Genomic DNA, 11,925 nt, shown 5'->3' on the forward strand with positions numbered 1-11,925 from the left:
TCGCGAAGTTTGTCAGGAATTTAAATAATCGCCCCCGTAAGGTCTTAGGCTGGAAGACACCATCTGAAGTTTTCTTCGGTAAAAAGTTACACTTGATTTGACAATTCGTCGCTCAAGAAAAGAATCGAGAGCACAAAGGTCATCACGGGTTGGGCCGCATCGACGATACTGATGACGTCGGACGGCGCAAAGTGACTACTATACAACAGTAGTGAGAACGGAATAATGGTCCCCAGTAAAATCACAGTACTCATCGACGCCAATAACCCCATGGTCAATGGCGGCGTACTGAGCCAGACCGGATGATTGAGGTTGAAAATAATTCCCGCAATCAACGTCCCCCAGCCTAACACGGTAATCGGGGCGTGGCCACCCTCACGAATCAACGGTCGCGGTAAGACCACGTAAAAGGCCGCCGTTATACCGGAACCGATGCCCCAGAGTAACGAGCCCAAAGGAATCGATAATTGAGCTAAATTACCGCGGGTGATGGCCAGAAAGACCCCTACCAGCGCGATTGCAAAGGCAATCATATCACTGCGCAACGGGTGTTCATGCTTGAATAAAAAACTCCCCAGGACAATAAACAAGGGGCTTAAGTATTGCAAAATCGTGGCCGCCGCCGAGGTCCCGGTCTGAACCGACATGTAAAAGGTCAACAAGTTGGCCCCCAGGCCGATGATGGCGTACGCCAGTAACCACCCAATCTCACGGGGATGGCGGAAGATCGTAAAGGTCTCTTTACCGTACAGAATCAGGCTAATCACTAATAAGACGACGCCCGCCCCTAAGGTTCGCGCCGACAAAAACCAACTTGCCGGAATATCCTGGCCCTGCGAAATAAACTGTAACACGGTCCCGGAGACCCCAAACATGACCGAAGCTATCGTGGCCCAAAAAATACCCTTCATGACACTTCCAGTTGGTACACCTACTTTTCTAAACGTCCAAAATCCTCACTTTCACTCACCAGTTTAAACTTCAATTCTAACCAGTTAGGATTAAAATTTGCTAACAACCCAGCAGATTTATTAAATAATTTACCTTAAGCCGCAGAAACCCAAAAACGAGTCTGACCATTCCGCCAGACTCGCTTACTCCCGTTACACTCGCAACGAGAGTCGTTTATTCAAAATTAAGCACTGTGATCCACGTGCCGCGCTAAGAGGTCCCCGCAGAGTTGGATGGCAAAGACAATCACCAGAATGATCAACATCGCTAAGAAAGTGACGTCGTTTTCAAACCGGCTGTACCCCACGTTAATCGCGAGGTTACCTAAGCCCCCACCCCCGATGGCACCAGCCATCGCGGTCAGGTCGATCAGACTAATGATCGTTAGAACGGATGACCGGATAATGTCCGCCAGGCCTTCCTTCAGGTAGACCCGGAAGATAATCGCAATCGGTCCAGAACCGACTGCTTCGGCGGCTTCGACCACCCCACGATTGACTTCGGCCAAGGCGTTTTGAATCTGCCGCGCGTAGAACGGCGCGGACCCGATAATCAACGGCACGATAGCCGCGGTGGTCCCGATAGCAGTCCCGACGATTAGCCGGGTGACCGGTGCAATCACCGCTAGTAAAATAACGAAGGGAATCGACCGGAACAGGTTAACGATCTTATCGATGATGTTGTACACGACCCGGTTCTCGAGAATCCCACCTGGTTGGGTCACGATTAACCCAATCCCGAGGGCCATCCCGATAATCCCCGCGATAATCGCGGTAATCAAGGTCATGTAAAGCGTTTCGCCGGTGGCCTGCATGAACTCACTCTTCATGGTCACGGCATTAGGAAAGTAATGGGCAAAAATTTTCAACTAGGCCACCTCCGAATCATGTGGGTCGAGTTGCGCTACTTGAATCCCGGCGTCGCGGCAGTACTGCCAAGCGCGGTCCAACTGGTCGGGTTCCCCGGCCATAACGACGACCAAGTTCCCCAGTGGCGTATCTTGTAAGATCTCCACGTTTCCGTACAGGATGTTAGAAACAACCTGATACCGTTTGAACAACTCCGTAATTAGCGGTGCATCGGTACTGGCGCCCACATACTTGAGTTGAATCAAGCGGTGGTGGTCATCCAACCCTAAGTCGCCGACCTGCTTGTAAATCTTTTCTAAGGCTTGGTCAATCTGCGTGGCCGTATTGATGAAGTCCCGGGTCAGCTTTTCCTTCGGTTGACTGAAAATGGTCAGTAAGTCACCACGTTCGATAATCTTACCGTTTTCCATCACGGCCACCTTATTACAGATTTCCTTGACAGCGTCCATTTCGTGGGTGATCAAGACCACGGTCAGGCCCAAGTCTTTGTTCAATTGCTTGAGCAGTTCCAGAATGGCCGACGTGGTTTTCGGGTCCAGCGCACTAGTCGCTTCGTCACTAATCAGGATTTCGGGGTCGTTGGCCAGCGCGCGGGCAATCGCCACCCGTTGTTTCTGCCCCCCAGATAGTTGGGCCGGGTAATCGTTGGCCTTTTCGCTCAACCCAACTAGGTCGAGTAACCGGGCCACCTTTTCCTTGCGTTCGGTCCGAGATAACTTACTCCCCTTCAAAGGGTAGTCCACGTTATCCGCAATCGTCCGGGCGTTCATCAGGTTGAAGTGTTGAAAAATCATCCCGATTTTCGTCCGCGCTTGCCGCAACTTCTTACCATTTAGTGTCAGAATATTCTGACCATTAACCGTGACTTGACCCGCGGTGGGCTGCTGGAGCCGGTTAATCACCCGGACTAAGGTACTCTTTCCGGCACCGGAATACCCCACAACACCGTAGATATCCCCGCGTTCAACATCTAACGAGACGTCTTTGACGGCTTCGACCGTCTGACCTTTATTATGGAAGGTCACGTCAACGTCTTTTAACTGAATAATCGCATCTTTGCTCACAGTCAATTCTCCTTACTCGCCATGCCGGCAATTCTCAACTTAAGCTAATTGGCTTACCATGCTGGAACGGATAAGCCGTGGTAGTACTTCTTAATCAATTTCTTCGTGGCTTCACTCTGGTAAGCCTTGACGATCTTCTTGTACGTCTTGTTATTCTTATCGGCCTTGTTCGTCGCAATCACGTTGATATATGGAATCGACGCCTTGTTCAGCTTTTCCTTGTAAATGCATTCCTTGTTCGGTAACTTAGCTTCAGCCGCAAATTCGTTGTTGACGATGGCCGCCGTGGCATCCGACAGGGACCGTGGCGTCTGGGCCGCGTCAACCGCCGTAATCTTCAAGTTCAGCTTGTTTTGCGTGATATTCTTCGGCGTTGGCAACTTGACCTTGTTGTTAACCTTGATTAACCCGGCCGATTGTAACAGGTGTAAGGCCCGGCCTTCGTTGGTCGAATCGTTTGGAATCGTGATTTGGTCGCCCTTCTTGATGTCGGCCACGGACTTGACCTTCTTGGAGTACAACCGTAGTGGTGCGCGGACCGTCTTACCAATGGAAACAATGTTAGTCTTATGCGCCTTGTTCCAAGTGTTCATGAAGTAGGTGTGTTGGAACGCGTTCAAATCAATTTCGTGGTTAGTCAACGCCGCGTTAGGTTGATTATAGTCCGTAAAGGTCACTAACTTCAGATTAATGCCTTGCTTAGCCAATTTTTTCTTGATGGGCTTCCAAATCTTTTCGTCGGAACCCATGATTCCAATTTTAACGGTCTTGTCTGATGAGCTGGATTTCCCACAGCCGGCAACGATCAATAATGGAATCAATAATAGAAATAGCCAAGCGAATCGTTTAAATTGCTTCATGTTAATATCCCCTTTTTCCTCAAGTCATGGTTTTACCTAAGTTAAGTTGTGATTGAAAATTTGGACCAAAAGAAAAAGTCCGCTTCTAAGTTAATAGAAACGAACTTGTCGTGGTACCATTCTAGTTTAAGTCAGCTTTTACGGCCGGCCCCTCATTAACATCGTGGCGCAAAAAGCCCACCCCGGTGTGTGCACGATAATGAGTGCCAGTCATCACCACTTCATTCTTGCGAACTTAGCGGCACCAATTCATTTCAGGCCATCTTCACCGCGGCAATCGTTACTCGCTTACAGCAAAACACGAGCTCTCTGAAACGACTTACCAATAGTTACTCTCCTGATCACATTGTTTTCAATCACTTAATTTATCAGTAAGTCTAATGCAACTTTAATGCAGTGTCAAGCTGAAGCGATTAAAAATTTCCGCCAACAACTGAGGGCGACGATTACCATAAAATCGATAATCGCCGCCCTAGCTGAAAGAAATCGTTCTCAAGGAAGTGACGTGCCCCGTTAATTCTCGGCCAAGACTTGGTCTTGTAAAATCCCAGCAGCCTTCAAAAACATATGGGTGACCACCGGGCCCACAAACTTGCATTCGCGGCGCTTCAAGTCTTTGGCGACCGCAGAACCGATGGTCGACTGGTTTACGATTTCGTCACGCGTCGCTACGGGTAACAGCAACGGCGTGCCGTTCACGAAGGCCCATAAATAATCGGCAAAACTACCAAATTTGCGTTGAATCTGTAGAATGGCCCGGGCATTTTGAATCGTGGCGCGAATCTTACGCCCGTTTTGAATCATCTGGGGGTCGCGGGCGATGCGCTCCCCATCGTGTTCGAGGTCGAACCCCGCCACGGCGGAAAGCGCCATGCCCGCAAAGACCCGGCGAAACACCGGCAACTTACTGTCCGCGGCCTGCCAACTTAGGCCCACCTGGAACACGCCTACAGTCATCAACTCGAACAAGATATGATCATCGTGGGTGGGAGTCCCAAAATAGGCGTGATACTCTTGAACACCATTTGTCGTCCATTGTTGGCCATCGTCTGCTGCCAGGGTCATGGGTCATCGTCTCCTTTGAACTTCACTAAGATAACAATTATTTGATATAGGCGTACTTGTAACTCCACTGCGTGCCGGCCGTGTTGTGAATCACACCCCTGACCGTTGGCCGTTGCAGATAAGCGTAGTTGGCTTGGTACAACGGCGTGAAGCTTTGCTCCTTGTTCAAGAGCTTAGCCGCTTTGACCATATCCTGCCAGCGCTTCTCAGGCGTTCCGGCATCCTGATTTTGCGCCTTAGCAATCAGCTTATCGTAGGTCTTGTTGGACCACTTACCGTAGTTTAACGAGTTGGTGCTCAACGGAATCTGCATGAAGGAAATCGGGTCGTTGAAATCCGCACCCCAGTGGGAGAGGTAGAGGTCAAAGTCGCCGGATTGTGACCGTTGTTGGGCGACTTGCGCCGGCACGTTTTGGATGTCGAGCTTAAGCCCTGGTAACATCTTTTCCAACTTGCCCTTCAGGTACTGGGTGACGGTGCTGGCCATCGGGTCGTCGTTTCCGGCCAGAATGTTCAGCTTGATTTCCTTGGTTCCCAGTTGCTTCAAGGCCTTTTGCCACTTCTGCTTAGCTAACTTCGGGTTATAAGTCGTGGTATTCTTGACGGCCTGTTGCGTCGCGAAGTCCGTGCCGGTCTTGGGGTCGTTGGCCAAGCCGCTGGTGACGAACCCGGTCGGCGTCACGGAGCCATCTCCTAAGACCTTTTTGGTCAGTTGCTTGCGATTGATGGATAAGCCGATTGCCTGCCGGAAGTTCTGGTTCTTGATTGCGGCCAGCTTAGTCGAATCGGTGTCCTTAAAGTTGTACTTCAAATGAATCATGATGGAGTATGGGTACTCTTTGAACGCGGCGTTGTTCTTGTAGTTCTTCACCTGTTCGTTGGTCAGTTGCGCCAGGTCAAGCTTCTTGTTTTGATAGAGGCTCAGACCCGTTTGGGTGTTGGAGACCACTTGGTAATGAATCTTATGGAGCTTGACCACCTTGTGATCCCAGTACTGGTCGTTCTTGACGAAAGACCAGGTGTTGCTGGTCCCCTTCCAATCCTCAATCTTGAACGGTCCACTGTAGACCATGTATTTAGACTTGGTGGCGTACTTCTTGCCGTACTTGTTGATGACTTTTTCGTTTTGTGGTGCGAACAGCGGGTAGGCCATCAGAATCTTGAAATAGGCCATTGGCTTTTCAAGTTGCACCACGACGGTCTGCTTATTTTTAGCGTGAATCCCAATCTTCTTCGGGCTCATCTTTCCCGCAATGATTTGATCCCCATTCTTAATGCCGGAGAACATGTTGGTGTAGGACGACTTCGTGGACGGCGTTAACGTCCGCCGCCAGGAATAAACAAAATCGTGGGCGGTAATCTTATCACCATTACTCCACTTCGCGTTTTTCCGGATATGGAAGGTCCAGGTCTTTTGATCCTTGGATTCCGTCACTTTATCCGCTAACCCCGGAACGGCCTTCCCGTTCTTCCCCAGACGGTAAAAGCTTTCAAACACATTCCCCGTTTGGCCATAACCGGTGGCCTTGGCCAGGTCGATCGTATCCAATTGCGCGGTGGCCGGTAATCGCAATACTTGTTTGGGTTTGGCGCTAGTCGTTGATTGCCCACAAGCGGCCAGCCCCAATCCTAACGCAACCACTGCGGCGACTAATCCAAAACTCGTCCATCTTTTCATCACTGACTAACTCCCTTTCCATTCCTCAAATTGGTGTGCAACCTCCTTGACGATAAAAAACGGGTGATACCATCACGCTCACCGTGATGGTATCACCCGTTGTCAGAAACTCTCGTCGCCTGTTTAAGTTGCTACGAGAAATCGGGAACCACATGTGAACGCAACGCAAAAAAGCACACGTTACATACACAACATGCGATCATAACTTGGTTAAGTTGGTTAGCGTTAGTTAACATTTGTGGTTCCCCTCCTTTTTAAAATTCGTCATCTAGAAATTGCACAACTTAAAAGTACCCCACTTTAAAAAACTTGTCAACGGGTAGTTTTCCCCCTAGAAAATTTCAGCCACGGTAACATCTGACCCCCGAAAACGGTATACTAGAAACAGAGCTGATTTGCGAGTAGCACTGGTATGTAACCGCTCCCGCCATCGGCTGATCTACAGACAGAAAGGATTTGAACGTATGGACATTGAAAAGACACTGGCAGCACTGACGCTACCGGAAAAGGCCGCGTTGGTTTCTGGGAAAGACAACTGGTATACCGCCAAAATCGACCGGTTGAACATTCCCGCTTTGATGATGACGGACGGTCCCTCGGGATTACGGAAACAGACGTCGACCACGAACGACATTAACAACTCCGTGAAGGCCATCACCTACCCCGCCGCTGCCTTGAGCGCCAGTTCTTGGAACACCGACCTCTTTCACCAATTAGGTGAACACCTGGGGGTCGAAGCCCGCGCCGAACAGGTCAACATCCTCTTAGGTCCCGGCGTCAACATGAAACGCTCCCCACTGGGTGGGCGGAATTTCGAATACCTCTCCGAAGATCCCCTGGTAGCTGGTAAATTAGGCACCGCTTACGTTCAAGGTGTCCAATCCAAGGGCGTCGGTGTCTCGGTCAAGCACTTTGCCGCCAACAACCGGGAAAACCAACGGTTCACGTCTTCTAGTGACATGTCCCAACGAACGTTGCGTGAACTCTACTTAAAAGCGTTTGAAATCATCGTTAAAAATGCCTTACCGGAAACCCTCATGGTCTCTTATAACCGGATCAATGGCGTCTTGAACTCCCAAAACCACTACCTGTTGCGCGATATTTTGCGTGACGAGTGGGGCTTCCACGGCGCCGTGATGTCCGACTGGGGCGCGGTCGCCAACCACGCCGCGGCGTTGAGTGCCGGGCTAGACCTTGAAATGCCCGGTAAGGGTCAACCTTCCGTCGATGAAATCGTCAAAGCTATCGAGACCGGTGAACTAGACGAAGGGACCTTGAACAAATCTGTGCGGCACCTCCTGCACCTAATTCAAAATTGCCCGACCAACCCGCATCCTAAGGCTTACGATCACGAGGCCCACCACGCCTTTGCCCGTAAGATGGCCGACGACAGTATCGTGCTACTAAAGAACCACCAAAACGAACTGCCACTGACTCCTAAGAATCAGGGCAAGTTGGTCATTGTGGGCGAATTGGCTAAGCATCCCCGTTTCCAAGGCTCCGGGAGTTCCCACGTCAACCCGACTAAGCTAGTCACCCCACTCGACGCCTTGGCCGACAGTGGCTTAAGTGCCGACTACCAGCAGGGTTACACGTTAGATGACAGCGAGACCGACGACCAGTTAGCTAGCGACGCCATCGCCGCCGCTAAGCAGGCCGACCACGTCATCGTTTTCGCCGGTTACCCCGAAAAGGAAGAATCTGAAGGCTTCGATAAGTCCGCAATCCTCCTGCCCGAAAACCAAACGGAACTGATCGGTCAATTGACCAAGGTCAACACCCACATCACGGTCGTCCTCCAAAACGGCTCCGTGGTCGAGATGCCGTGGGTCAAGAACGTGGCCGCCATCGTCGAAACTTACCTGGCTGGTGAAGCCGTGGGTGAAGCCACCTGGGACATCATCACCGGCAAGGTCAACCCATCCGGACACTTAGCGGAAACCTTCCCGTTGAAGTTAGCGGATACGCCAATGGCACCCACCTTTGGCCAAGACCCACACCACGAAAACTACTCCGAAGGCATCTTCATGGGCTACCGCTACTACGACACTCACGAGATGCGCGTGCTCTTCCCGTTTGGTCACGGCCTCAGCTACACCACCTTTGAATACGGCAACCTGGTTACCAAGTCCGATGCCCACGGCGCCACGATCACCTTCGATGTCACCAACACCGGGGATCAAGCCGGTAAGGCCGTGCCCCAACTCTACGTGGCCAACCACGCGTCGCACGCCCCGATGCCGACCAAGGAACTGCGTGGGTTCACCAAACTCAGTATCGACCCTGGCGAGACTAAATCAGTGACCTTCCACTTGAACCGGCGGGACTTCAGCTGGTGGCGCGAACGCGTTCACCGTTGGCAAGCAGATACCGGGGACTACGAAGTCATGATTGGAGAATCCTCTCACGACATTCGGGTCCAATCTAAACTGACCATGGACTTCGAGAACGCGCCGGCACCGGTCACGCTCGAAACCTACCTGGCCAAGGTCGTCACGGAGCCCCGGTTGCGCGGACTCTTCCAGCGGACCGTTGTGGCTCCCCTGTTGCAACCCGACGTCCCGCAAAACCTCTTTAGCGAAACGGATGCCGATCACCAACCGTTACTCTTCCAAAGCCGCATGTACTTGAACATGCCGTTGCGGGCATTAGTCGCGCTGGGTACCCCGGCCAAACCGCTAAATGACTTTATCCAAGCGGCCAACCAAAGTCGTTAAGTCTTAATTTGACACTAAAAAAGCCGACTCGAGGTCGTTCCTCGAAGGATATACTCCTCTTTGGGTAGACAAGCAAATAATCAAAGCTTGCCTACCTAAGGGGGAGTTTTTGTATGGGACAAATTGTCAAACCAAGTGCAACACTTTATCGAATAAAATCTTTGCTGGCGTACGATACCCAGGAGCCCTTTTAGGGCGATGTTTTAGTTTCCACTGACAGCGTTTTACTTCTTCCACAGTCTGTAAACTTAAGCTTTGATTTTTAGGGAAATACCCTCGAATTAAGCTATTAGTATTTTCGTTAGTTCCTAGTTGTTCTGGTGAATAAGGATCTGGCCAGTAGATTGTAACGTCTAAATCATCGCGTATACTACCTAATTTCAAGAACTCAGTTCCATGATTGGGTGTAATGGAATGAACAAATTCCTTAGGAATTTGAAGGAACATTTTTAATAAAGCGTTGTTTACTGACTCAGAATCTTTTCGTGCAGCTTTTGTTATGAGAACGTATCGTGTCAATCTGTCTACTGCGGTTACCAACACTTCACCACCCACTTTACCTTGAACAGTGTCCAGCTCCCAGTCCCCAATGCGTTTACGTTTATTGATAAAAGTGGGCCGCTCATGAATCGATATATAATCGACCTTGGGTTCCCAATGCTTTCGGTCGCCTGCGCGGTGATTGCGCGGTGACGTTGACGCCCACGGTGACGTAGCTTTCGCCTTATCCCCGTATCTCTGCTTGATTTAAATTTCTGATTAAGATTATGGTGTTCAATGTGTCGGTAAATGGTGTTGTAGCTAATGTGCCCATAATTTTCTAGTACCATTCGTTTTACGATTTGCTCAGAAGACCACTGATGCTCTTCAATTAATTCAACAATCTTTTGACACAAGATCGATTTTTGATCAAGTATTCGTGGTTTATGACTATGACATCTTTTAGCGCGTACTCCTTTGCTTTTCGTGGTTGTTAAGTAATTGTACCCACTATGGGCCTTTTTATTCACTTATGTGTTGCACTTCAATTGTAAATTCATCGATTGAAAATTAAATGATTTTTCAATTTAAAAATTACAAAATAGTTAAAAAACAATTTGATTTTTGAAGCCTTTGAACATAGAATGCGTTCATGAATAGCGGACAGGTGACTATTCTATACCCGTTATGCTAGTCGATCTGTTACCAAGTATCCACGAAAAAGGACACCCCATGGATGTCCTTATCGCTTATCATTTACAGATTTTTCTTTCTAAAAAATAAAATTACTAATAAAATTATTACCGGTTTTTTTAAGAAACTTACTGTGCATAGTGGCTACCAACAAAGATACTGAGGGAGCTGGATGTGATGGAACCCATAATTCAAGCAAAGGATGCTAGCTTCAATTATATCAGTTATACCAAGGGCACTGGACTAACTGGAACTCTCAAGGATTTCTTTAAACGAAATACGAAAAAAATCCCAGCTATTGAAAATCTCACTTTCTCTATCAACCCAGGAGAAGTCATCGGATTGCTTGGGCCTAATGGAGCTGGGAAAACAACACTAATCAAAATGCTAACTGGTATTCTTCCAGTTAGTAGTGGAAAGATCTCTTTGCTTGAGAACATCGACCCATTCAAAAAGGAGGTTAAATATCTTAATCAAATTGGGGTGATGTTGGGCCAAAAAAGCCAATTAATTTGGGACCTTCCACCAATGGATACACTCCTTATGCTAAGAGAAATATACAAAGTGTCGCCAGAAGATTTTAAAAATCGTATTCAATATCTAGCAGGGCTATTATCCGTTAAAAAGCAATTACTTGTACCCGTTAGAAAACTTTCCCTTGGACAGCGAACAAAATTTGAATTAATCTGTGCCATCATTCATTACCCCAAAATTCTATTTCTTGATGAACCAACAATTGGCATTGATGTATCCAGTCAAGAAAACATTTATAAGTTTTTAAAAAAAATAAATACTGAAACAAATATGACTATTGTTTTAACCAGTCACAACACTAAAGACATTGAAGCGCTTGCTCAAAGGGTAATTGTAATTAGCCATGGAAAGAAGTTGTTTGAAGGCACAACGCCATCGCTAACTTCGAAGTTCGCGTCGAATGACATTCTTGAAATTACTACTAAAGAACCGATAATCCCACTTCCTAATAATATGACCCAATTAAGTGATACCAAATACCAAATTAACGATAAAAACACGTCACTCATTCCGGTTCCCGCAAAGCAAATTATTTCGGTGCAACAGAAAAACAGCGATTTGGACACGATTTTAATTAATCTATTCAGAAGTGAGAGCGATGAAATTTGAAAAAATATTTGTATTGTTTTCAAAACGGTTTGTTTTCGACCCTAATCTATAAAGGAAACTTACTCTTAAAACTAATTACTACGGCTTTAGACGTTGCTGTATCAGTATTCATGTGGTTAGCGGTCTACAAATTTAGTTCTTCCGATAATATTGCTGGAATTATACCTTCACAGATGTTGAATTACTTAGTTGTTGTGAATTTACTGTCACTAGTGTTTTCCACATCTCTTATTTTTAAGTTTAGTGCCTTAGTAAGAAGCGGAAATCTCTCAGTAGTCTTATTAAGACGGCAAATTCTATAATTAATCCGAACAGAAATTAAAAAGCCCCAAGCAATCACTTACAATGGTAGTAGCTAATTCCAACCAATATAGGGAGTGATTACTTTGGGTACATCTACTTTAT

The 11,925-nt window shown here is 47.9% G+C and carries 8 protein-coding genes and 1 pseudogene; 2 read left to right on the forward strand and 7 right to left on the reverse strand.

Annotated elements, in window-relative coordinates:
- Positions 1-86 precede the first annotated feature (86 nt).
- The 6 genes from DXH47_RS10995 to DXH47_RS11020 form a co-directional block, all read right to left on the reverse strand.
- Complete coding sequence (locus DXH47_RS10995; protein ID WP_129033357.1) at positions 87-911, reverse strand: DMT family transporter; 825 nt, start codon at positions 909-911, stop codon at positions 87-89.
- Between the two features lie 224 nt (positions 912-1,135).
- Positions 1,136-1,780, reverse strand: a complete 645-nt coding sequence (locus tag DXH47_RS11000) for a methionine ABC transporter permease (RefSeq protein ID WP_170955020.1) — start codon at positions 1,778-1,780, stop codon at positions 1,136-1,138.
- A gap of 39 nt (positions 1,781-1,819) precedes the next feature.
- Positions 1,820-2,884, reverse strand: coding sequence for a methionine ABC transporter ATP-binding protein (locus tag DXH47_RS11005; RefSeq protein WP_129033359.1), 1,065 nt, complete (start codon positions 2,882-2,884; stop codon positions 1,820-1,822).
- A 53-nt stretch (positions 2,885-2,937) separates the two neighbouring features.
- Entirely contained in the window at positions 2,938-3,744 is an 807-nt protein-coding gene (locus tag DXH47_RS11010) for a MetQ/NlpA family ABC transporter substrate-binding protein (protein WP_129033360.1), read from the reverse strand.
- 513 nt (positions 3,745-4,257) lie between these two features.
- Complete coding sequence (locus DXH47_RS11015; RefSeq protein WP_129033361.1) at positions 4,258-4,809, reverse strand: DNA-3-methyladenine glycosylase I; 552 nt, start codon at positions 4,807-4,809, stop codon at positions 4,258-4,260.
- A 37-nt stretch (positions 4,810-4,846) separates the two neighbouring features.
- Complete coding sequence (locus DXH47_RS11020; RefSeq protein WP_129033362.1) at positions 4,847-6,487, reverse strand: peptide ABC transporter substrate-binding protein; 1,641 nt, start codon at positions 6,485-6,487, stop codon at positions 4,847-4,849.
- 464 nt (positions 6,488-6,951) lie between these two features.
- On the opposite strand from DXH47_RS11020, the gene DXH47_RS11025 reads away from it, so the two are divergent.
- Positions 6,952-9,204 (forward strand): glycoside hydrolase family 3 C-terminal domain-containing protein, encoded by a 2,253-nt coding sequence (locus DXH47_RS11025; protein WP_129033363.1) that lies wholly within the window; start codon positions 6,952-6,954, stop codon positions 9,202-9,204.
- Between the two features lie 126 nt (positions 9,205-9,330).
- Here the strand turns inward: DXH47_RS11025 and DXH47_RS11030 are convergent.
- Positions 9,331-10,157: pseudogene (locus DXH47_RS11030) on the reverse strand (IS30 family transposase); the annotation flags it as partial.
- Between the two features lie 397 nt (positions 10,158-10,554).
- On the opposite strand from DXH47_RS11030, the gene DXH47_RS11035 reads away from it, so the two are divergent.
- Positions 10,555-11,520 (forward strand): ABC transporter ATP-binding protein, encoded by a 966-nt coding sequence (locus DXH47_RS11035; protein ID WP_225423579.1) that lies wholly within the window; start codon positions 10,555-10,557, stop codon positions 11,518-11,520.
- Positions 11,521-11,925: the final 405 nt, after the last annotated feature.

The sequence above is a fragment of the Levilactobacillus suantsaii genome (genome assembly GCF_004115745.1).
Taxonomy (GTDB): domain Bacteria; phylum Bacillota; class Bacilli; order Lactobacillales; family Lactobacillaceae; genus Levilactobacillus; species Levilactobacillus suantsaii.